Annotated in this window: 30 protein-coding genes; 20 read left to right on the top strand and 10 right to left on the bottom strand. The window is 53.1% G+C overall.

Annotation, left to right across the window (positions count from 1 at the left end):
* The 13 genes from virB10 (at position 1) to A4F85_RS01140 (ending at position 8,926) form a co-directional block, all read left to right on the top strand.
* Positions 1 to 1,257, top strand: coding sequence for a type IV secretion system protein VirB10 (gene virB10 / locus A4F85_RS29030; RefSeq protein WP_197485428.1), 1,257 nt, complete (start codon positions 1 to 3; stop codon positions 1,255 to 1,257).
* Between the two features lie 80 nt (positions 1,258 to 1,337).
* A complete protein-coding gene (gene virB11 / locus A4F85_RS29035) occupies positions 1,338 to 2,300 on the top strand; it encodes a P-type DNA transfer ATPase VirB11 (RefSeq protein WP_197485429.1) in 963 nt (320 codons plus the stop codon).
* Positions 2,290 to 4,287, top strand: coding sequence for a type IV secretory system conjugative DNA transfer family protein (locus A4F85_RS29040; RefSeq protein ID WP_082848058.1), 1,998 nt, complete (start codon positions 2,290 to 2,292; stop codon positions 4,285 to 4,287). Before virB11 ends, A4F85_RS29040 begins: the two co-directional genes overlap by 11 nt.
* Before the next feature lie 134 nt (positions 4,288 to 4,421).
* Positions 4,422 to 5,144, top strand: a complete 723-nt coding sequence (locus A4F85_RS30010; RefSeq protein ID WP_156516868.1) for a KfrB domain-containing protein — start codon at positions 4,422 to 4,424, stop codon at positions 5,142 to 5,144.
* A gap of 51 nt (positions 5,145 to 5,195) precedes the next feature.
* Positions 5,196 to 5,945: a KfrB domain-containing protein gene (locus A4F85_RS30015; RefSeq protein WP_156516869.1), complete on the top strand. Its 750-nt coding sequence runs from the start codon at positions 5,196 to 5,198 to the stop codon at positions 5,943 to 5,945.
* A gap of 199 nt (positions 5,946 to 6,144) precedes the next feature.
* A complete protein-coding gene (locus A4F85_RS30020; RefSeq protein WP_156516870.1) occupies positions 6,145 to 6,285 on the top strand; it encodes a hypothetical protein in 141 nt (46 codons plus the stop codon).
* A complete protein-coding gene (locus tag A4F85_RS01115) occupies positions 6,282 to 6,512 on the top strand; it encodes a hypothetical protein (RefSeq protein ID WP_063325385.1) in 231 nt (76 codons plus the stop codon). Before A4F85_RS30020 ends, A4F85_RS01115 begins: the two co-directional genes overlap by 4 nt.
* A 74-nt stretch (positions 6,513 to 6,586) precedes the next feature.
* The gene (locus A4F85_RS30025) at positions 6,587 to 6,817 is read left to right on the top strand and encodes a hypothetical protein (protein WP_156516871.1); all 231 of its coding nucleotides are present in this window, start codon (positions 6,587 to 6,589) and stop codon (positions 6,815 to 6,817) included.
* A complete protein-coding gene (locus tag A4F85_RS01120; RefSeq protein WP_063325386.1) occupies positions 6,814 to 7,185 on the top strand; it encodes a hypothetical protein in 372 nt (123 codons plus the stop codon). The genes A4F85_RS30025 and A4F85_RS01120 overlap by 4 nt, the downstream gene beginning before the upstream one ends.
* Positions 7,169 to 7,540, top strand: coding sequence for a hypothetical protein (locus A4F85_RS01125; RefSeq protein WP_063325387.1), 372 nt, complete (start codon positions 7,169 to 7,171; stop codon positions 7,538 to 7,540). Before A4F85_RS01120 ends, A4F85_RS01125 begins: the two co-directional genes overlap by 17 nt.
* Positions 7,537 to 8,091 (top strand): hypothetical protein, encoded by a 555-nt coding sequence (locus tag A4F85_RS01130; protein ID WP_063325388.1) that lies wholly within the window; start codon positions 7,537 to 7,539, stop codon positions 8,089 to 8,091. Before A4F85_RS01125 ends, A4F85_RS01130 begins: the two co-directional genes overlap by 4 nt.
* A 77-nt stretch (positions 8,092 to 8,168) precedes the next feature.
* Positions 8,169 to 8,387 carry a hypothetical protein gene (locus A4F85_RS01135; protein WP_063325389.1) on the top strand — a complete coding sequence of 73 codons (219 nt, stop codon included), beginning with the start codon at positions 8,169 to 8,171 and terminating at the stop codon, positions 8,385 to 8,387.
* A gap of 254 nt (positions 8,388 to 8,641) precedes the next feature.
* Positions 8,642 to 8,926 (top strand): hypothetical protein, encoded by a 285-nt coding sequence (locus A4F85_RS01140; RefSeq protein ID WP_063325390.1) that lies wholly within the window; start codon positions 8,642 to 8,644, stop codon positions 8,924 to 8,926.
* Between the two features lie 287 nt (positions 8,927 to 9,213).
* On the opposite strand, the gene A4F85_RS30030 is transcribed toward A4F85_RS01140, so the two are convergent.
* From A4F85_RS30030 to A4F85_RS01150, 5 genes are read right to left on the bottom strand one after another with little or no spacing between them, the layout of a single operon-like run.
* Positions 9,214 to 9,522 (bottom strand): hypothetical protein, encoded by a 309-nt coding sequence (locus A4F85_RS30030; RefSeq protein ID WP_197485430.1) that lies wholly within the window; start codon positions 9,520 to 9,522, stop codon positions 9,214 to 9,216.
* A 54-nt stretch (positions 9,523 to 9,576) separates the two neighbouring features.
* Positions 9,577 to 9,759 (bottom strand): hypothetical protein, encoded by a 183-nt coding sequence (locus A4F85_RS30035; RefSeq protein ID WP_156516872.1) that lies wholly within the window; start codon positions 9,757 to 9,759, stop codon positions 9,577 to 9,579.
* 14 nt (positions 9,760 to 9,773) lie between these two features.
* Positions 9,774 to 10,229: a hypothetical protein gene (locus tag A4F85_RS30040; protein ID WP_156516873.1), complete on the bottom strand. Its 456-nt coding sequence runs from the start codon at positions 10,227 to 10,229 to the stop codon at positions 9,774 to 9,776.
* A 21-nt stretch (positions 10,230 to 10,250) separates the two neighbouring features.
* On the bottom strand, positions 10,251 to 10,538 hold the full coding sequence (locus A4F85_RS01145; protein WP_063325391.1) for a HigA family addiction module antitoxin: 288 nt from the start codon (positions 10,536 to 10,538) through the stop codon (positions 10,251 to 10,253).
* 9 nt (positions 10,539 to 10,547) lie between these two features.
* The gene (locus A4F85_RS01150) at positions 10,548 to 10,826 is read right to left on the bottom strand and encodes a type II toxin-antitoxin system RelE/ParE family toxin (RefSeq protein ID WP_063325392.1); all 279 of its coding nucleotides are present in this window, start codon (positions 10,824 to 10,826) and stop codon (positions 10,548 to 10,550) included.
* Between the two features lie 228 nt (positions 10,827 to 11,054).
* Here A4F85_RS01150 and A4F85_RS30045 point away from each other — a divergent pair, with 228 nt between their 5' ends.
* Positions 11,055 to 11,294 (top strand): hypothetical protein, encoded by a 240-nt coding sequence (locus A4F85_RS30045; protein WP_156516874.1) that lies wholly within the window; start codon positions 11,055 to 11,057, stop codon positions 11,292 to 11,294.
* 660 nt (positions 11,295 to 11,954) lie between these two features.
* Here A4F85_RS30045 and A4F85_RS29045 read toward each other — a convergent pair.
* The 5 genes from A4F85_RS29045 to A4F85_RS29055 all read right to left on the bottom strand — a co-directional run bounded on the left by A4F85_RS29045 (position 11,955) and on the right by A4F85_RS29055 (position 15,621).
* Positions 11,955 to 12,416, bottom strand: coding sequence for a single-stranded DNA-binding protein (locus tag A4F85_RS29045; protein WP_082848059.1), 462 nt, complete (start codon positions 12,414 to 12,416; stop codon positions 11,955 to 11,957).
* A gap of 11 nt (positions 12,417 to 12,427) precedes the next feature.
* Positions 12,428 to 13,429, bottom strand: coding sequence for a Fic/DOC family protein (locus tag A4F85_RS29050; protein WP_082848060.1), 1,002 nt, complete (start codon positions 13,427 to 13,429; stop codon positions 12,428 to 12,430).
* Between the two features lie 2 nt (positions 13,430 to 13,431).
* Positions 13,432 to 13,671 carry a hypothetical protein gene (locus tag A4F85_RS30050; protein WP_156516875.1) on the bottom strand — a complete coding sequence of 80 codons (240 nt, stop codon included), beginning with the start codon at positions 13,669 to 13,671 and terminating at the stop codon, positions 13,432 to 13,434.
* A 105-nt stretch (positions 13,672 to 13,776) separates the two neighbouring features.
* Complete coding sequence (locus A4F85_RS30055; protein ID WP_156516876.1) at positions 13,777 to 14,136, bottom strand: hypothetical protein; 360 nt, start codon at positions 14,134 to 14,136, stop codon at positions 13,777 to 13,779.
* Between the two features lie 660 nt (positions 14,137 to 14,796).
* On the bottom strand, positions 14,797 to 15,621 hold the full coding sequence (locus A4F85_RS29055) for a DUF932 domain-containing protein (RefSeq protein WP_082848061.1): 825 nt from the start codon (positions 15,619 to 15,621) through the stop codon (positions 14,797 to 14,799).
* 465 nt (positions 15,622 to 16,086) lie between these two features.
* Here A4F85_RS29055 and A4F85_RS29060 point away from each other — a divergent pair, with 465 nt between their 5' ends.
* The 6 genes from A4F85_RS29060 to A4F85_RS30065 all read left to right on the top strand — a co-directional run bounded on the left by A4F85_RS29060 (position 16,087) and on the right by A4F85_RS30065 (position 19,276).
* Positions 16,087 to 16,395, top strand: coding sequence for an H-NS histone family protein (locus A4F85_RS29060; protein ID WP_082848062.1), 309 nt, complete (start codon positions 16,087 to 16,089; stop codon positions 16,393 to 16,395).
* Positions 16,396 to 17,473: 1,078 nt separating this feature from the next.
* Positions 17,474 to 17,605: a hypothetical protein gene (locus A4F85_RS31220; RefSeq protein WP_269447110.1), complete on the top strand. Its 132-nt coding sequence runs from the start codon at positions 17,474 to 17,476 to the stop codon at positions 17,603 to 17,605.
* On the top strand, positions 17,602 to 17,805 hold the full coding sequence (locus tag A4F85_RS01160; RefSeq protein ID WP_063325394.1) for a hypothetical protein: 204 nt from the start codon (positions 17,602 to 17,604) through the stop codon (positions 17,803 to 17,805). Before A4F85_RS31220 ends, A4F85_RS01160 begins: the two co-directional genes overlap by 4 nt.
* 186 nt (positions 17,806 to 17,991) lie before the next feature.
* Positions 17,992 to 18,390, top strand: coding sequence for a hypothetical protein (locus tag A4F85_RS30060; RefSeq protein WP_156516877.1), 399 nt, complete (start codon positions 17,992 to 17,994; stop codon positions 18,388 to 18,390).
* A complete protein-coding gene (locus tag A4F85_RS01175; RefSeq protein WP_063325387.1) occupies positions 18,374 to 18,745 on the top strand; it encodes a hypothetical protein in 372 nt (123 codons plus the stop codon). Before A4F85_RS30060 ends, A4F85_RS01175 begins: the two co-directional genes overlap by 17 nt.
* Before the next feature lie 69 nt (positions 18,746 to 18,814).
* Entirely contained in the window at positions 18,815 to 19,276 is a 462-nt protein-coding gene (locus A4F85_RS30065; protein WP_156516878.1) for a hypothetical protein, read from the top strand.
* Positions 19,277 to 19,278: the final 2 nt, after the last annotated feature.

The raw sequence follows: 19,278 nt of genomic DNA on the forward strand, positions 1-19,278 counted from the left end.
GTGAATACCGAAGAAACACGTTTGGAAGACACCCCAATTGAGGTAGTCGGCCCACCCGCCAAGTTTGACGCCGAGCCGGTTCGCAGAAAAAGCAGACGCTGGGTGTATATTCTGCTCGCAGTATTCTTTGGAATTGCCGGTGCTGTTGGACTTGGCGTCCTCCAAATTAAATCATATCTCCATAACACAGCAATTGAGCGAGAAGCTAATCAAAAGAGGGGGGCTGAAGACGTATCGCAACATCGAGGAAAGAAGACTTTCGACCTCGAAGCATCGCTGCCCGAAACATTCCCGGTGACCGAAGACCAAACTGCACCAATTCAAGTGGTTGCGACAAGCACACCACGAGATACTGTGCCAAGCGGAGTGATTACCACGCCAGCCATGACAGGTGCTCCGGTTACAGCTGCAGCATCTCCAACACGGCGTTCCATGATGCTGGATAGCGAGCAAATCGCGGACGCGAAGTCTGCTGAAGATGAAGCAATAGAGATAGCAAAGCGATTAAGCGCTGTAGGCGGTCCCGAGGCGGGCCCGAGTGCAGCAGGTCTATCGGCAGGATTAAATGCTGGTAATACGCAGCAAAGGCCAAAGACGGTGCAAGCATTTGCAAATAAGAGCCAAGGCCCCGTAACCAAGACTCCTCAAGCACTAGCAACCATGCTTGGCGACAGAGACTATCTTCTGGCTAAAAGCGCTTCTATACCCTGCACTCTTCAAACTCAACTTAACTCCACCGTCGCAGGGCCAGTCAAATGCGTCGTATCGCAGGACATTTTCTCCGATAACGGCAAAGTTGTTCTTATAGAACGTGGCTCAACAATTGACGGCGAGTATAAGAGCACGCTTAAGCCAGGAGACGCACGGATTGCCATCATTTGGTCCAGAATAAAAACACCAAATGGGATAGTGGTTGACGTTGATTCACCTGCTGCAGACTCAATTGGCACAGTTGGGGTTTCTGGCGATGTTGACAATCATTGGATGCAACGAATTGGCGCGGCGTTTCTACTTTCTATGATCGACGACGTTATACGGCTCCAAACCGCTAAATCGGGTGCTCAAGCTGCTGGAGCTAATGGATCTACCCAACCATATACAGCAACAACAACAACGACAAAAAGCATCGCGGAAAAGGTATTGGACTCAACAATCAACATACCGCCAACACTCACTCGCAACAGAGGGGAAAGACTGATGGTCCTGGTGAACCGTGATCTTTGGTTTGATGGTGTTTATAACGTAATGAAACGATAAAAATGGGACTCGGAACTATTCAGCCACAGTCGAGCCGGGACCAATCTGTAAAACTATTTCTAGCGCCATTTAAAGAGCTAATGGAAGACAAAGAAGTTACAGAAATAGCGGTCAACAAGCCTGGCATTGTTCATTATGAAAAAAATGGAGTCTGGAATAGTGAAATAATTCCCGCCGTAACGTTTCAGCATCTCATCGCTCTGGGGACTGCCGTTGGAACGTTCTCGGCACAAAAATGGGATCCAACCTTGCCTCTTCTTTCTGCGCCGCTGCCCGGTGGAGAACGTATACAGCTAATTCGTCCTCCGTCCGTAGAAGAGGGCACTGTTTCTCTAACATTGAGATTACCTAGTGCTGTTACTAGATCCTTGAATGACTTTGAAGCCGCTGGCTTGTTTAGCTCTGTCAAACCGGCTTCTAAGGAAGTCTCTCCTACGGAAGAGTTACTTCTTGATCTTCTGAACCAAAGAAAGTATTCAGAGTTCATGAAGGAAGCGGTATTGAACCGTATGAATATCGTTGTTGCCGGCGAAACGGGCTCCGGGAAGACAACATTTATGAAGGCATTGATCAAGGAGATCCCCCACAATGAGCGGCTAATCTCAATTGAAGATGTGAGAGAGTTGTTTGTTGATCAACCCAATACCGTACACCTGCTGTATTCAAAGGGTGGACAGAGTTCTGCGCAAGTAACCTCAAAACAATTATTCGAAGCATGCATGCGCGCAAAGCCCAATCGTATTCTGGTTGCTGAAGTACGAGGCGATGAGTGTTTTGAGTTTATTGAGGCCTGCCAAAGTGGCCAAGCCGGTAGTATCACAAGCGTTCATGCCGGAAGCCCAGCAGAAGCATTTGAGCGGATGACAGGTCTTATAAAGAAGTCCCCTAATGGACAGACATTCGACTATACGACTATCAAACGTCTTTTGCATCTGACTATTGATGTGATTGTCCAGTTCCAAAATCCACCAAACGGCAATAGGCATATATCGGAGATATATTTTGACCCGAAGGAAAAAAGGAGGCTAAAGAATGAATACTAATATAGCAAAGGTCATTACAAAGATATTCTTCGCTGCTTCACTTTTTGTATCCCTTCTTGCTGCTGCGAACATGTTGGCAGGCTATATATTATTTGCATCTTATCGGCAAAATCCTAGCCAAGCTAGATTCCTGTCTATTGAACATGCTTGGATCCAAGCGGCCGACAAAGAAACTAAAAGAAAAGTTGCAGCTTGTGCTGGTTTTGCCGTTTTTCTCGTATTTGGTGTTCCTTTTAGCCTGCTCATGACACGTCGAAAGAGGCCCAAGGATTTGCATGGTAAAGCGCGCTTAGCCGATTCAAAAGATATACAAAAGGAGTCTTTATACTCTCCCAAAGGTATTCTTCTAGGAAAACACGAAGGTCGGCTACTCAGACTTTCTGGCTATGAATTTGTACTGGTGGCTGCTCCAACCAGGCAAGGTAAGGGTGTTAGTTTTGTAATTCCAAATCTTTTGACTTTTGAAGGCTCTACTGTTGTTCTAGATGTCAAAGAGGAAAACTTCAATCTCACTTCTGCATTTCGCAGGCAACATTTGGAAAATGAAGTCTGGTATTTCAATCCTTTCTCTGAAACAACCCATCGATGGAACCCGCTTAGCTACGTATCAAGCAATCCGAATTCTCGTGCAAATGATTTGCTAGCTTTGGCGGTACTCCTATATCCGGACAGTGAAAAGGATCCATTTTGGCCATCCTCTGCACGTAACCTCTTTGTCGGGTTAGGCTTGATGATCTTGGAGTCTGCTGGGTTGCCGAAGACTTTTGGAGAAATCTTGCGCCAAGCTTCCGGAAAAGGGAGAGACATTGCGGAATATCTCAGAGGGGTGATTGAATACCAAGAGAGTACTGGAAATCCATTTTCTCGGACATGCACAGATTCTCTCAATAGATTCCTCACGAACAGTGAGACTGTATTAAAAGGAATATTAGCCACCCTAGTTGCACCATTATCACCATGGGCAAATGCTATTGTTGACAAAGCCACTTCTGCTGACGACTTCGATTTACGAGATGTTCGCAGGAAGAAGATGAGTATTTATTTGTGTATTCCTGCAGGCGAAATAATGCAGGCAGGGTTCATCGTTAATCTATTTTTTTCTCAGCTCATCAATGAAAACGTAAAGGAGTTGCCAGAACAAAATCCCGCGCTCAAATATCAATGCCTATTGATGTTAGACGAATTTACAGCAATGGGGAAGGTTCAAATAATTGCGAAAGGCGTTGGTTATATCGCTGGTTACAACATGCGGTTGGCACTTATCATTCAGGACAAGTCACAACTAGAATCTGTCTATAGTAAAGAAGACGCGAGAAACATAATTGCAAATATGGGGGCGACTGTCCACTTTACTCCGTCAACTATTGGCGAATCAGAAGAATACTCTAAGCTGATCGGAAACGACACAGTCGACTCTACAAGTGAGCAGCGATCAAATATAGGTGCCCTGAATGTTGGTCGCTATGGATTGTCAGAGACAGTAAACTTGGCTGCCCGGGCTGTAATGCTTCCTCAGGAAGTGAGACAGATGAGCAAGGAGAAGGAGCTGGTTGTAAGAGCAGGGATACCCGTCATTCTCGCGGACAAGATTCGTTATTACAACGACGATTTCTTTCTGCAGCGATTCAAAGCTGTGCCAATGCATGAAGTTCGTGTAGGTGATGAAGTTCGCAAGGTTCCTCTACCAATAAGGAAGCCCTTGGATAATTGGACCGCCTACCATAGCCAAGTCGCCCGGAGTGATTTTTTTCTGACTGCGACGGCACTACCGAATTCACAATTTAAGGAGCTTCCTACTGATCTGCTTCTTTTCGGTATCAATGATGACAGTACGAATGCAGAAGATCGTGACGAAGCAATTGCTGAGCTCGCGTCGCGAAAATACATCGAGTTTGCCAAGCAATTGGATGAGGTTCCCGCGCTAACTACTGAGGAAGCGCTGCGCTTTGAAAGCGGTTCAGTTGATGAATTATTGCAGAATCACTGAAATCTCTTTCATTATTCAACAATTTAATAGATAATGTAGCTGCAGCTTCTAGCTGTAGCTCATCCTTCTTATTTTGAGTTTCGCCTCCGCGAAACAGGGGTGCGCTAACCGACCAACTCACCAGAGAGTATCTTATGCCATTCGCAATGAAGCCATTTAATGCTACGGAAATTTTCGAGCACGCAGAATCTATGACCTCACGTGAGGCTGTTGAACTGTTCAAGACCCACATGAGTTCTGAGATAACAAAAGATAACCTAGTAGAGATGGGTTTGTATGCTCAGAGAAATCCTGATTATCGAAAGCAAGTTGAATTAGTTCCAGAGCTTTCCAAGGGCATTAAAGACGCTTTAACGGTTGGTTCGTCCATGCCAGTTGCGGACTGGCGCGAGGCGAAAGATATTGCCGGTGCAGGAACGAATTCAGGGCGGGTATACCTTCCTAAATCTTTCACGGATTACGCTGGCAGAATTGTGATGGTGACTGATACCCACATCGTCCAGCAGGCTAGCAAAAATGCCGTTGTCGCCCATGACATTAGCCGCTTAGAGAATGGTGCGGAAATCACAAAATTAAACGCAAGCGGTGATCTACAAGGCAAAGTAATTAAAATTTCTTATGGCTTGATGGATGGCAAGTCGGAAGTTTTGACTTTCTCCCAGGTTCGTGCTGGTGAGATTTTAAAAGATGCGCAGGCCTACGCGGAGCAAGCAATTAAGACACCTCAAGCCCGTTTGGTTTTCCTGAAACATATAGAAGCGATGAATGCCGAGAAAATCGCTCAGTCCCGTGCGCCGTCGAATCCACGTCAACAGCCGGTGAAAACACAACAACGCGAACAAGAACGGTCCAGATAATTCTATTTATTGAATAATCTATTAACGTCTGAATTCAGCATTGGAGTTTTTATGGCTACGGAATCTCAAAAAATCAGCGCAAAGGAAGACAGGAAGACTGTCCAGTTTGAGGAAGGCATGCGCGATATGATTGAAAGCGCTCGGGCAATGTCCCCTGAAATGGCGGTTGTGCGAGCAAAGCGTGATATTCAAGAATATCACGATGCTGAACACCAAACCATCAAGTATTATCAAGCAGGTGATATTGGGCTTCGTGCGAGCAATAATATTCATTACCGTGCAGAAATAGAAAAAGATCCTGACGTTACTTCTGCGGCAAAGAGAGCCATTTCTATTGGTGAGCCTCTGGGTAGCGTGGATTCAGTTTATGCCAAAAGCATAATTGGAACCCCTGGTGCCCGAGTGTTGCAGCCAAAGGTAATGAACGAGTATGCAGGACCTATTGTCATGCAAACGCAGACCCATCTGGTACAACAGACGGGGCGAAACTCTGTAGTGGCTCATGATATTCGTAGGCTTGAAGGCACAATTCCTGATGTTTCTGCCGAGGGGAAAATCATGAAGTTCGTCTATGGATCAATGACGGGGAAAGCAGAGGTTTTGGATTTCACTCCTCACCGGCAAGCTGAAATAAGGCTTCACGCTTCTGAGTTGTCAGCCCAGAGTATTAAGTCACCTCAGGCTAAAGATAATTTTAGACTTCACGTAGAAAAATCGATAGAAACCGCAGTGATGCACCAGACTGCAAAGGAGCAAACGCTACAAAGGCCTATCAAGCAGAGCCCATCCTTAACGCGGTAGTTTGTTGAACCGGCCTGTTGGCCGGTTTTTTTTGGTCAATGATGCGTCGTCAAGACGCGTCTTTGACCCCCGCCCTCGGAGGCTCTACCCTCAGATAGGGGCAAGCGGTTGAATTTCGCCCAACATCACCAAGTAGCCAGACAGCTTCCTGATGCTGTGACTAGGGGCGCGAAGCACGCCGGCCTGGTCGTGGATCTGCGTGTCTGGGCCAGCAGGCCAGGCCTGGGCCGCGCAGCGGCGCCACCGGGCGCAGCTGGTCGATGTGTTCGACCAGGACCTGCAGCTGCTCGGTGTGTTGGCCACGGCCGCGCTACGCGCCGCCGGCAGGGACCATGCTTGATCAACCTGCAGCTGCTCGATGTGGTGGCGACGGCCACGCAGCGGCGCCGCCGGCCGCAGCTGGTCGCTGAGCTCGACCAGGACCTGCAGCTGCTCGATGTGTTGGCCACGGCCGCGCTACGCGCCGGCCTGGTCGTGGATCTGCATGTCTGGGCCAGCTGGTCCAGCACCAGGTGCTGGCCAGGCCTGGGCCGCGCAGCGGCGCCGCCGGGCGCAGCTGGTCGATGAGCTCGACCAGGACCTGCAGCTGCTCGATGTGTTGGCCACGGCCGCGCTACGCGCCGGCCTGGTCGTGGATCTGCATGTCTGGGCCAGCTGGTCCAGCACCAGGTGCTGGCCAGGCCCGGGCGGCGCAGCGGCGCCGCCGGGCGCAGCTGGTCGATGAGCTCGACCAGGACCTGCAGCTGCTCGATGTGTTGGCCACGGCCGCGCTACGCGCCGGCCTGGTCGTGGATCTGCATGTCTGGGCCAGCTGGTCCAGCACCAGGTGCTGGCCAGGCCCGGGCGGCGCCGCCGGCAGGGACCATGCTTGATCAACCTGCAGCTGGTCGATGTGGTGGCCACGGCCGCGCTACGCGCCGGCCTGGTGGACGTGGATCTGTGGGTCTGGGCCAGCTGGTCCAGCACCGGGTACTGGCCAGGCCTGGGCCGCGCAGCGGCGCCGCCGGGCGCAGCTGGTCGATGTGGTGGCCACGGCCGCGCAGCGCGCCGGCCTGGTGGACGTGGATCTGTGGGTCTGGGCCAGCTGGTCCAGCACCGGGTACTGGCCAGGCCTGGGCGGCGCCGCCGGCCGCAGCCGGTCGATGAGCTCGACCAGGACCTGCAGCTGGTCGTTGTGCCGGCCACGGCCGCGCTACGCGCCGGCCTGGTGGACGTGGATCTGCGTGTCTGGGCCAGCTGAGCTCGACCAGGACCTGCAGCTGGTCGATGTGGTGGCCACGGCCGCGCAGCGCGCCGGCCTGGACGTGGATCTGCATGTCTGGGCCAGCTGGCCCAGCACCAGGTGCTGGCCAGGCCTGCAGCTGTTCGATGTGTTGGCCACGGCCGCGCTACGCGCCGGCCTGGTCGTGGATCTGCATGTCTGGGCCAGTTGGCCCAGCACCAGGTGCTGGCCAGGCCTGCAGCTGTTCGATGTGGTGGCGACGGCCGCGCAGCGCGCCGGCCTGGAGGACGTGGATCTGCGTGTCTTGGCCAGCTGGCCCAGCACCAGGTGCTGGCCAGGCCCGGGCGGCGCCGCCGGCAAGGACCATGCTTGATCAACCTGCAGCTGGTCGATGTGGTGGCCACGGCCGCGCTACGCGCCGGCCTGGTGGACGTGGATCTGCATGTCTTGGCCAGCTGGCCCAGCACCAGGCGCTGGCCAGGCCTGGGCGGCGCCGCCGCCGGCCGCAGCTGGTCGATGAGCTCGACCAGGACCTGCAGCTGGTCGATGTGTTGGCCACGGCCGCGCTACGCGCCGGCCTGGGCCGCGCAGCGGCGCCGCCGGGCGCAGCTGGTCGATGAGCTCGACCAGGACCTGCAGCTGGTCGTTGTGGTGGCCACGGCCGCGCAGCGCGCCGGCCTGGTCGTGGATCTGCATGTCTGGGCCAACTGGTCCAGCACCAGGCGCTGGCCAGGCCTGGGCGGCGCCGCCGCCGGCCGCAGCTGGTCGATGAGCTCGACCAGGACCTGCAGCTGCTCGGTGTGTTGGCCACGGCCGCGCAGCGCGCCGGCCTGGTCGTGGATCTGCATGTCTGGGCCAGCTGGTCCAGCACCAGGTGCTGGCCAGGCCCGGGCGGCGCCGCCGCCGGCCGCAGCTGGTCGCTGAGCTCGATCCGGGCCTGCAGCTGCTCGATGTGGTGGCCACGGCCGCGCTACGCGCCTGCCTGGTGGACGTGGATCTGCATGTCTTGGCCAGCTGGCCAGCTGGCCCAGCACCAGGCGCTGGCCAGGCCTGGGCGGCGCCGCCGCCGGCCGCAGCTGGTCGATGAGCTCGACCAGGACCTGCAGCTGGTTGATGTGGTGGCCACGGCCGCGCTGCGCGCCGGCCTGGTTGTGGATCTGCATGTCTGGGCCAGCTGGTCCAGCACCAGGCCAGGCCCGGGCCGCGCAGCTGGTCGATGAGCTCGACCAGGACCTGCAGCTGGTCGTTGTGGTGGCCACGGCCGCGCTACGCGCCTGCCTGGACGTGGATCTGCGTGTCTGGGCCAGCTGGCCCAGCACCAGGTGCTGGCCAGGCCTGGGCGGCGCCGCCGCCGGCCGCAGCTTGTCGATGAGCTCGACCAGGACCTGCAGCTGCTCGGTGTGTTGGCCACGGCCGCGCAGCGCGCCGGCCTGGTCGTGGATCTGCATGTCTGGGCCAGCTGGTCCAGCACCAGGTGCTGGCCAGGCCCGGGCGGCGCCGCCGCCGGCCGCAGCTGGTCGCTGAGCTCGATCCGGGCCTGCAGCTGCTCGATGTGGTGGCCACGGCCGCGCTACGCGCCGGCCTGGTCGTGGATCTGCATGTCTGGGCCAGCTGGTCCAGCACCAGGCGCTGGCCAGGCCCGGGCGGCGCCGCCGCCGGCCGCAGCTGGTCGATGAGCTCGACCAGGACCTGCAGCTGCTCGATGTGGTGGCCATGCCCGCGCTACACGCTGGCCCGGTCGAGGATCTGCGTGTATTGAATTGCACAGACAGAAAGGGCCGTCAAAGGTTGACGGCCCTTCCAGCGTACCTTTAGCTCAAAAGCCAAAGGCACAGCAGGCAGACAGCCCACAAACGCCAGTCGTCATCAGAGAACATAGATGCCCCTTAACGTTACGGGGCAACGCTTTCGGCCCCTACAGCAACGTATAGGTAATGCACATACCCATAATCATGGTCGGCTCCCTCGATCCGTTGCACACACTGCGCGCAGGCAACTTGGCGTTTTGCGGTTCCTCGTCCATCTCAGATGGATTAATTCTCTAAGTCATTCAAACGTTATTTGAACTGGTTGCTGAGCATCGTCCACCACTGCGAAAATGTCAACGTCATCTAATCGATATTGGCCACCCGGCCCACCGGCAACACAATAGCCCCCACCAGCACGTATGCATATTGGGAAAAGGGCGCCTTCAACACCTTGACCAAAGTATTTGGACGAATTTCGAATACGAGCCCTGAGGGGCTGGCCATTCTTAATTAGATGTGCTTCTTTAGCCTCTAATGCAGCAAACTCATCCCGCATTTTCGCGTGGTCTATCCTGCGCAATTTATATTTCACAGATTCAGCTGACATACATCCGCCTTCTCTATTCTAGACAACCATTGTTATCTATTCTTCCAAAACAAATCAAAATGGATTAAAACCCTTTTTTGAAGTCAGCGCTTTTTCTCCCTCTGCCTTATTCTTTTGAGCCTCGTCCCTATCCTGCAGCTGTTTTGCTGCCAATTCCTCTTGTTTACTTTCACCACATCCAGCTATAAAAATAGTGGAAAAGAAAATAACGGCAATAGCAATTGTTTTGTTCTTCATCTTCTCTCCCTATACTAAGAAAATTTACTAGGCATAAGACTCAACATTTCTCGATCCCGTGATTCATTCATATTCATCATATTCTGTACGGCACTTAATTCAAGCGGACAAGAAGCACCAGGAAGCGTATATCGCTTGAAGGAGGCAGGTAAAGTGGATGGTCCATGACCAAAGATCATCGCTGAAATGCTACTTTCTAATTCTTCCCTTACCATTTTTGGAAGTTTTCGCCTGACAAAATGACCATCTAGAAACCCAGCGTCTGCCAAGCGGGCCAAGTGCCTCGCGATGGTAGCTATCTCAACATTACGGAAATCCTGCACATACTCTACGAATGCTGGCGTATCGGCAGTATCTGCATACCCCATTTTTTTCACCCATTGAAGAATGTGAAACCAGAGGTCTGCAGTTTTGTCGCTAACGTTCTCGTTACCGGCATCGAGTATTCGAATAAATTCCAGCTTATTCATTTATTCTCATTCCTTTACCGCTCATGCAGTGGCAATTCCCGTGAAAGGCTGAATCAAGGGTCGCTTTTCCTTACTAGCCCGATGCAAATCATATTGCATCTGTATTCCTGCCCAAAGCTCGGGGCTGGTGCCAAATGCGCTGGCCAAACGGTAGGCCATGTCTGGAGAAATTCCAGAATGCCCCGATACAATTCTCGTCAAGGTAACACGATTAACGCCAAGTTGCTGGGCCGCGTCTGTTACGGTAACGTTGCCAAGATACTCGCGAATTACTTCACCAGGGTGCGGAGGATTGTGCATCTTACTCATTTCGTTCTCTCAGTGATAGTCCAAATAGTCTACTAATATGGCATCGGTTCCATCAAAAGTAAAAACTATCCGCCAGTTGCCGTTCACCGTTATTGCCCAATGCCCTTTCTTATCCCCTTTCAAGGAATGTAGTGACCAGGCAGGAGCGGACATATCTTCCGGCTTGGTCGCATGGTTGAGCGCTGCCAGCTGTAGACGAAGCCGAGAGGCATGGGCAGCTTGGATGCCCGCCTTACTTCCCGTCTCAAAGTACCGCTGCAGCCCCTTGTGTCTGAAGCTTTTTATCATGCTGCTACATTGTAGCGCGTAGCGCATCACGCATCAACATCTTTTTTATCCAACGTGGAGCACGTGCCTAGGGTGAAGTGGTGCAGGTGGGCCCAAGCAAGGTATCCTCGATTTCTTGATTAGAGAGACATCGCAAGTATCTGAAAACCAAGCGACACCATTGACATTTAACATCCAGGCGTTAACATAGAGAGTCAATATACATAGACCCAACGTCTTTAATTAACCATGAATGAATCTATTCTTGAATATCTTGATGAAATAGCTAGAGAAGCGTGGAATGGCGATTATAGGCGCACCGGGGCTTTATCTAGCGGAGAACGCTTATATGTAGCCGTTGCCTCTGGCCGGATGCGTGAACTAGCTCCCGGCGATTCCATTCCGTATGCTGTAAATCGCATTGGTGAAGAATGGATGGCTCATATGTTGAATGTTTGGCGTAGTTCGAAGCAGCCAGAAATTGACTGAAATATAACCGTGGATAACGAAAAATTCCTCTTCTTAGCGAAGAGACTGCGTTCTAAAGAGCCGGCTATATCCGCAGTCCGTCTTGTACTCGTAGACGGCAAATCCCCATCTCAAGCAGCGAAGGCAACAGGGATACTTCAGCCGTCACTATCCCGCAGTTTAAGAGCATTCCGCGACCTGGATAATGAAATCATGCACGTCTATTGTAGGACCAAGGAATAACTGCCATACGTGCTGTTCCCGAGTCACCGGCGTTACATCAGGCATGTTGGTTGTGTTTCGCGGAGGCGAAACACAAAAAGAGCTTGACACATAACCTCTAGACGTTATGATTGGCTCTAACAGCAAAGGAGTCCTGAGCCGATGCAACGGCTCTCCCCCCCCAAAAAAAAGCCCCCGAAGGGTGCAACCTTCGAGGGCATACCGCTAAATTTTCTCGGATCATAGCGATGAACCTCTATCTTACCAAAATTGCCATCGGTCTGCGCGAAGCGCATCAAACAGGAAAACCTTTCAAATTCCCCCTTTTATCAAGTTATGAATTTCGACTTCTGAGCGAAATGTTAATGGAATAACTTTCGCCACTAGTCTGAATGGGCCGTTGATATCCTGCGTATCAACGGCCCAAAGTCTTTCTATGGTCCCTGATAAGTCTTATTTTCAGAACTCACCAGCCAATTTTCCACGTGCTGAGTCCACCATTGAGGCAAATTCGTTCAGCGTGAAATTGTGTATTGGATTCTGCATCTGCTCAATTATTGCTGCGAGACTTTCAAGCGTATCGCGAACTCGATCTTTGTCTGGAGCCACGCGTAACATTCTTAGAGCTTTTACGCGGATCTTAGTAGATTTTATTTTTTTCCCACTTTCGTCCATCCACTGCTTAGTGCGAAGATTACCGGCAATCCATACTTCATCGCCAGATCGTAGATAGTTTTCTACTAGGCTCGCAAGTCCGTCATAGCATACAACTTCATGCCACTCAGTATGTTTCTTGCCCTCGCCTTGTCCATCTCTCCAATACTCCGCCGTAGCAATACTCATATTTGCAATTACGGTGCCGCCTACGCGAGTAATCTGGGGATTATGTCCTAAACGACCTATTAGCTGTGTCTCGTTCATTTTCAGACCTTTTATCGACCGGATATTTCTTGCTTCGTTTTGGAATCAGCACTTTGCCTTTCAATGGCATTTAACCGCTCTTGAAATTTAGCTAGAAATGTAGCGCGCGCAACGGGATCCTGGATTGAAGAGTTTGCAAAATCTTGTGCTTTCTTCATTTGATTTTCAAATCTCCCATCTCGTTGATCTATTTTTTCCGAGATCGCTAAGCCTTTGACTTCTCCAGTGTCTAGCCTTCGAATCATCTCCTTGCGTTGATGATTCAGAAAGTGGTCCTTTGCTTTAGCGTTTCCTGGATGCGTCCGGTCAAGCACTGCACCAGTTGCCGCCAATTTCTCGAAGAGTGGCTTTAGCTCGGGGTGCTTCTCTAAAGCACGTTCCTGCGATAACCTTTCAAAAGCTACAGAACGACTAGGCCTTATCGCCTCAGATAATATTTTCGCAATCTCCTGGATATTCCCATCCATACTTTTTGCTGCCGCGTCATTCCATAGACCTTTACTGTTGTCTATACGCGTCTGATCTAATGTGTATCCCGCTCTCTCTGCGATTTGACCAATAAATACGCGAGTAGACCGCCCATTACCCTCACGAAATGGATGTAACCGATTTAGATCAGAATACAATATAGATAGTTTTTCTACGAAATTCTTCTTATTTAGATTTTTCAGATATCCATTTGCGACTAAGTCATTATGTATTTTCGATGCACTCTCTGTCAGCCGCTCAGGTTTCTCAAACCCGATAGACTTCCCTTTAGCCATAGGCACATCGCGTAACTTACCCGCCCACTCATAAGTATCTTGGAACAAATGCTTATGTATTGCTTGCAAATGTTCCAAATCGAATTTTCCACTAATTGGAGAATTCGATAGCTCGACAGTCCGTGAAATCGCCATTCCATACTCAAACTGTTTAAGTGCGTTAGGCTCCCTGAAACCCGGTAAATTTATCAGGACATTTGTTCCTTGATAAAAATATGAATTCCAACGCCTAATAACGTCCTCATTCATTTTTATTCTTCGCTGGAGGGTTTACCTTTAGTAGCTTCTTCTTCTACAGCTTTCGCATTGCTGTAGACTCTTGCACGAAACTCGTCTGCAGTAATATTCCCATTCTTCATTTCAAGATAGTCTGCAGTAAACTTCGCATCTGGAACAAATCCTTCTATTCTCGCATTTGCAAGTGCTTGTTCATATGCGAATTCCGTTCCGTTACTGAATGATGAATCTTCCCCAGTGGCATGGATTTTCATAAATTTTCCCCTAGTGATGGCTGCAACCCCTCAACAAGGACCAGCTTGGCGGCTATCTGGGAGCTTCCTTGTCTCATCCGGAGAAGGGTTGCGATGGAATCAATATCAGACTTTGTCGTCTGCAACTTCTTTAATGACTGTCGCCAATGTTGCGCGTAGCCTGTTCTCAATGGCTTGGAATTTATAGCGTTCTTCAGATATTTCGTGCTCAATTCTCGCGGCGGCACAGGCTATAGCTGCGTGACGCGAGATAAAGCAGTCGAAGAGTGCGTAAATTTCGTAAGTGCTTGGATTTTGCTTAGTTGCTCCGGTTATTCCCATTGGCATGTTCTCTGCTTGTATCCATCCATTTGTTCTAACCTTCAGAATACCTTTTCCGGATAGCAGTCTGTCGCGCGTTACGACGTAAACCAATGGGGGAGGCAGAGGCTGGTCATAATTAATCCCGTTGAGATAACGCCCCATCAATCTCTCCTGACTCCGTGTAAATCCATTTCACCGTGGTCCGCGATATTTACGAACCATTCTATCTCAAGCATCCTCAACTCCTAAAACAGAATTTGAAAAAAACATGAAGTCCAGCTATCTTATGAGTAAGCCAGTCTTATTGTTTTGCAAATTAATTATATCGCCGTTCTCTCCTAACAGTGAACAGAAACATATCGCGTGTTGGATTTTTGTGATGTTTACGGATTACATTTTATGACCAATCGCCCACTTCTCAATTTCGCCTTAAGTGCGAGAATCTTCTATTCATTCGAAGCTATCCAATGTCACCCGCATTCCATTACATACTCTTTTTATTGGTAATGGCGAGGAATGCGCTTATTCGAGCGACTTGAAGTGTTCGACCAGAGCCCTGGTCTCATTGCACGCGCCAGGTCGCGCATTCGCGCCGACATAACTCTGGTTGGTGGGCCTTTGGCCAGCCAGGCCAGCACTTGGTGCTGGCCAAGCCCAGGCGGCGCGGCAGCGCCGCCTGCAGGTGCCATGCATGGTCAACCTGCAGCTGTTCTGTGCGGTGGCCAGAGTCGCGCAGTGCGCCCGCCTGGTCATGGTTCCGCATGTCTTGGCCAGTTGGTCCAACAGCAGGGCTGGACGTGCCACGCTATGGCACGTTCTTGTTTAGGCTTTCAGTTTTGCCATTCCATCTGCGAGCATCCACAACGCCCGATTTAACTTGATATTTTGGTCTATTCCCTCTACCGCTCGCGTGCGGCGACGTTGCCCAGTGGCAGAACGTCCAAGTAATCCGCCTCGGATCATATTCTCTTGGGCGACATTCATCACACTCCAAAGGTCTGAATTAATGTCGTCAATTCGTCTCGGGGAAATAATTTGTTTTTCTGTAATTGGGCTTGGCTGATCTGGATCATACTTCAGAGACAATGCAGCACTGGCAAATATATGTTTCTCTTCTCCAGAGAGCTTGATGCCCCTCATTTCCTCACGTTGATTATCAATTCGCTCAAAATCTTCCAGTACTGTATATGCCCCTTCGATTACATTGCTGACAATGTCCCCCTGATGCCTAACGCGTATGTCCGCAGAGGTTTCCCCACACACAAGCCCATTTGAGCAAACGAAACGGAATACTCCTGCAAGTAGCTGAAAGCTAGACGATCCATCGTGAGAATTTAGAAGGATACATTCATTAGCAGTGGTACTATTAATTTGGCTAACATGTCTGAGCCGAATCATATGTTTGGTGAAGTCTCGTTTACTTTCATCACGTACCTTTGTTTGCGCAACCATGAACGGTTCGAAGCCTTCTTCTCGCAGTCCAGCAAGAACGCGAGACGTTGGAATATAGGTATAACGGCTAGAGCGGCTATCATGAGCGGCATCAGAGAAAATGGAAGGTGCAACAGCCCTCATTTGCTCATCGGACAGAGGGGAAGTGCTGCGCAAAGTAGGCGAATTATGGCGAAAACGAGATGCAAGCATGATGGTCTTTCTGAATTTAGGCAGGCCGGGTCCTTAGATTTCGAGCCCATCAACTGATGTTCTCGGGGCGAGAGGATGGCCCTCGGTTTCTCGCTGCCGTTTCCCTGAGTTCGTCGCCCGTTGAGCTGCGGCGATGTGGAGGACCAGGAAGCAAGGGGGAAGCATTCGTAACGCGTAGCGTTATGAACACCCCCTTGATACCAGGGCAGCCATAGCGCAAAGTCAACGGAAATGGCGAGGAATTCAGGGAAACGGAGATACAGCGCCAATCCATCTTCGACAAGAGTACGCCGCGCGGCGAGCGCCTTCACGTGCCGTAGGCACGTCACTTCAAATTGAAGTTTGATATTTATTTTGATTCGATTCTGAAATACTGCAATCTACGCCATGAATTCAATTATAATTAGTCCATCATATGCCCGCAGACGCGTTGTATATGAAGATCAACGTTCATCAAAGGAGCTTCAGATGGCAACTTACAAAGAATTGCTCGCTCAGCGTGCACAACTCGAAAGCAAAATTGCAGATGCGCGCAAGTCTGAGCTTGCAACTGCTGTTGCGTCTGTTCGAGAGCTTATTTCTCAATACAATCTCACAGCGGAAGACATTTTCCCGGCTCAACGAGGCCGCCGCCAAGCTAGTCAAGCCAGCCCTTCGGTGGCGCGTTATCGCGATCCCAGCACCGGAGCGACTTGGACAGGACGCGGTAAGCCTCCGAATTGGATCAAAGATAAGGATCGTACAAAGTACGAAATTCAAGGAAATTTGGCAATCTGAGCGGATTGTCCAAAAAGTGCAAAAATACCCGGCTAGGCCGGGTATTTTTTTTGACCGTTTGATTTTTATATCAACGGGCTGCTCGTTTCTTCCGGCACCAGTCGAGATACATACGCATCTAAGCGATTCACTGTCCCAGGGTGCTTCTCGCACCAATGGCATGGCGTTTGCAGCCTGTAGCCCCCAGGGCAGGGCCCTATTTCGTCTTCGAGGGCAGGAGGACCCCCTTTCCTGGTGAACTGTATTCTTTTGGAATAAGCATGGTGTTTCCTGCTTGGCGCCCACAGGCGCCGGGCTGAGCGGGCTGAACGGCCGCGTAGCGGACGGGCAGCGCGCGATTTGTCCCGGTCTTAGCGCCCGAAGGGTGGTTGCGTAGCGAAGCGTAGCAATCCAGGGCGGCGTGCTTGCACGCCGCGCCGCTTAGACCAAGCTGCCCCTGCAGCACGTCAGTTCTTGCCGCGAAGCGGCACTGTTCAAGGGAGTGAGCCCGTAAGGGCGAGAGGGCGTAGCCCTCTGGGGGGATGCCGGGCGGGGAGCGCCGAAGGCGCGGGCGGAGGCCGTAGGCCGGAGGAGCCGGCGGGGGGAGCGAAGCACCCCCCAAGAGGCGGCGAGGTTAAATAAAGGGTTAAAAAAAACGGTTAGCGCCGCATAAACTATAGAAATACTTGTTAAAAATCAATGGCCTGCATAACCTGTGGATAGTTCATTTGTCATGGTTTTATAGGCCATCTGTCATGGTTTTATAGGCCATCTGTCACAAGTTTTACCCATTTATTTCCTGCAAATAGCAGAATTCATAGGTCATCTGTCACAATTCATAGGTCATCTGTCACTAGAAATTGAGCTCAAGCCGATTCATGGATAACTTATCCACACAACATCGAAGATGGCACTCAATTCTGTGACAAATGGCCTATGAATGAACCTGAGCGCATAGGTCATTTGTCACGCCAGCTAGGCCATATGTCACGACAGGTCTTTTCTAGGACTGACATTTGCATCCTCCCCCCCTAGGTCATCTGTCACCTTGTGGATAAATATAGGTCATCTGTCACAAGTGGGGCTCGGCATTGGCGCGATGCGCCTGATGGTGCTCACGGCCGCGCTACGCGCCGGCCTGGTGGACGTGGATCTGCATGTCTGGGCCAGCTGGTCCAGCACCAGGCGCTGGCCAGGCCTGGGCGGCGCCGCCGGCAGGGACCATGCTTGATCAACCTGCAGCTGGTCGATGTGGTGGCCACGGCCGCGCTATGCGCCGGCCTGGTGGACGTGGATCTGCGTGTCTTGGCCAGCAGGCCAGGCCTGGGCGGCGCCGCCGCCGGCCGCAGCTGGTCGATGAGCTCGACCAGGACCTGCAGCTGCTCGATGTGGTGGCCACGGCCGCGCTACGCGCCGGCCTGGTGGACGTGAATCTGCATGTCTTGGCCAGCTGGTCCAGCACCAGGTGCTGGCCAGGCCCGGGCGGCGCCGCCGCCGGCCGCAGCTGGTCGATGAGCTCGACCAGGACCTGCAGCTGCTCGATGTGGGGCCACGGCCGCGCAGCGCGCCGGCCTGGTCGTGGATCTGCGTGTCTGGGCCGCGCCGCCGGCAGGGACCATGCTTGATCAACCTGCAGCTGCTCGATGTGGTGGCGACGGCCGCGCAGAGCGCCGGCCTGGTCGTGGATCTGCATGTCTTGGCCAGCTGGTCCAGCACCAGGTGCTGGCCAAGCCTGGGCGGCGCAGCAGCGCCGCCGGCCGCAGCCGGTCGCTGAGCTCGACCAGGACCTGCAGCTGCTCGATGTGGGGCCACGGCCGCGCTACGCGCCGGCCTGGTCGTGGATCTGCGTGTCTGGGCCAGCTGGTCCAGCACCGGGTACTGGCCAGGCCTGGGCGGCGCCGCCGGCCGCAGCCGGTCGATGAGCTCGACCAGGACCTGCAGCTGGTCGTTGTGCCGGCCACGGCCGCGCTACGCGCCGGCCTGGTGGACGTGGATCTGCGTGTCTGGGCCAGCTGAGCTCGACCAGGACCTGCAGCTGGTCGATGTGGTGGCCACGGCCGCGCAGCGCGCCGGCCTGGACGTGGATCTGCATGTCTGGGCCAGCTGGCCCAGCACCAGGTGCTGGCCAGGCCTGCAGCTGTTCGATGTGTTGGCCACGGCCGCGCTACGCGCCGGCCTGGTCGTGGATCTGCATGTCTGGGCCAGTTGGCCCAGCACCAGGTGCTGGCCAGGCCTGCAGCTGTTCGATGTGGTGGCGACGGCCGCGCAGCGCGCCGGCCTGGAGGACGTGGATCTGCGTGTCTTGGCCAGCTGGCCCAGCACCAGGTGCTGGCCAGGCCCGGGCGGCGCCGCCGGCAAGGACCATGCTTGATCAACCTGCAGCTGGTCGATGTGGTGGCCGCGGCCGCGCTACGCGCCTGCCTGGTGGACGTGGATCTGCATGTCTTGGCCAGCTGGCCAACTGGCCCAGCACCAGGCGCTGGCCAGGCCTGGGCGGCGCCGCCGCCGGCCGCAGCTGGTCGATGAGCTCGACCAGGACCTGCAGCTGGTCGATGTGTTGGCCACGGCCGCGCAGCGGCGCCGCCGGGCGCAGCTGGTCGATGAGCTCGACCAGGACCTGCAGCTGGTCGTTGTGGTGGCCACGGCCGCGCAGCGCGCCGGCCTGGTCGTGGATCTGCATGTCTGGGCCAACTGGTCCAGCACCAGGCGCTGGCCAGGCCTGGGCGGCGCCGCCGCCGGCCGCAGCTGGTCGATGAGCTCGACCAGGACCTGCAGCTGCTCGGTGTGTTGGCCACGGCCGCGCTACGCGCCGCCGGCAGGGACCATGCTTGATCAACCTGCAGCTGCTCGATGTGGTGGCGACGGCCACGCAGCGGCGCCGCCGGCCGCAGCTGGTCGCTGAGC

The organism is Delftia sp. GW456-R20, from assembly GCF_001622915.1.
Classification (GTDB): domain Bacteria; phylum Pseudomonadota; class Gammaproteobacteria; order Burkholderiales; family Burkholderiaceae_C; genus Comamonas; species Comamonas acidovorans.

Bases quoted from the DNA above. Each gene is read 5' to 3' on its own strand.
- virB11 (WP_197485429.1), top strand. From the start codon at position 1,338: ATGGAAGACAAAGAAGTTACAGAAATAGCGGTCAACAAGCCTGGCATT.
- A4F85_RS29040 (WP_082848058.1), top strand. From the start codon at position 2,290: ATGAATACTAATATAGCAAAGGTCATTACAAAGATATTCTTCGCTGCT.
- A4F85_RS30010 (WP_156516868.1), top strand. From the start codon at position 4,422: ATGCCATTCGCAATGAAGCCATTTAATGCTACGGAAATTTTCGAGCAC.
- A4F85_RS30015 (WP_156516869.1), top strand. From the start codon at position 5,196: ATGGCTACGGAATCTCAAAAAATCAGCGCAAAGGAAGACAGGAAGACT.
- A4F85_RS30025 (WP_156516871.1), top strand. From the start codon at position 6,587: ATGTCTGGGCCAGCTGGTCCAGCACCAGGTGCTGGCCAGGCCCGGGCG.
- A4F85_RS01135 (WP_063325389.1), top strand. From the start codon at position 8,169: ATGTCTTGGCCAGCTGGCCAGCTGGCCCAGCACCAGGCGCTGGCCAGG.
- A4F85_RS30030 (WP_197485430.1), bottom strand. From the start codon at position 9,522: ATGTCAGCTGAATCTGTGAAATATAAATTGCGCAGGATAGACCACGCG.
- A4F85_RS30035 (WP_156516872.1), bottom strand. From the start codon at position 9,759: ATGAAGAACAAAACAATTGCTATTGCCGTTATTTTCTTTTCCACTATT.
- A4F85_RS30040 (WP_156516873.1), bottom strand. From the start codon at position 10,229: ATGAATAAGCTGGAATTTATTCGAATACTCGATGCCGGTAACGAGAAC.
- A4F85_RS01145 (WP_063325391.1), bottom strand. From the start codon at position 10,538: ATGAGTAAGATGCACAATCCTCCGCACCCTGGTGAAGTAATTCGCGAG.
- A4F85_RS01150 (WP_063325392.1), bottom strand. From the start codon at position 10,826: ATGATAAAAAGCTTCAGACACAAGGGGCTGCAGCGGTACTTTGAGACG.
- A4F85_RS30045 (WP_156516874.1), top strand. From the start codon at position 11,055: ATGAATGAATCTATTCTTGAATATCTTGATGAAATAGCTAGAGAAGCG.
- A4F85_RS29045 (WP_082848059.1), bottom strand. From the start codon at position 12,416: ATGAACGAGACACAGCTAATAGGTCGTTTAGGACATAATCCCCAGATT.
- A4F85_RS29050 (WP_082848060.1), bottom strand. From the start codon at position 13,429: ATGAATGAGGACGTTATTAGGCGTTGGAATTCATATTTTTATCAAGGA.
- A4F85_RS30050 (WP_156516875.1), bottom strand. From the start codon at position 13,671: ATGAAAATCCATGCCACTGGGGAAGATTCATCATTCAGTAACGGAACG.
- A4F85_RS30055 (WP_156516876.1), bottom strand. From the start codon at position 14,136: ATGGGGCGTTATCTCAACGGGATTAATTATGACCAGCCTCTGCCTCCC.
- A4F85_RS29060 (WP_082848062.1), top strand. From the start codon at position 16,087: ATGGCAACTTACAAAGAATTGCTCGCTCAGCGTGCACAACTCGAAAGC.
- A4F85_RS31220 (WP_269447110.1), top strand. From the start codon at position 17,474: ATGCGCCTGATGGTGCTCACGGCCGCGCTACGCGCCGGCCTGGTGGAC.
- A4F85_RS30060 (WP_156516877.1), top strand. From the start codon at position 17,992: ATGCTTGATCAACCTGCAGCTGCTCGATGTGGTGGCGACGGCCGCGCA.
- A4F85_RS30065 (WP_156516878.1), top strand. From the start codon at position 18,815: ATGTCTTGGCCAGCTGGCCAACTGGCCCAGCACCAGGCGCTGGCCAGG.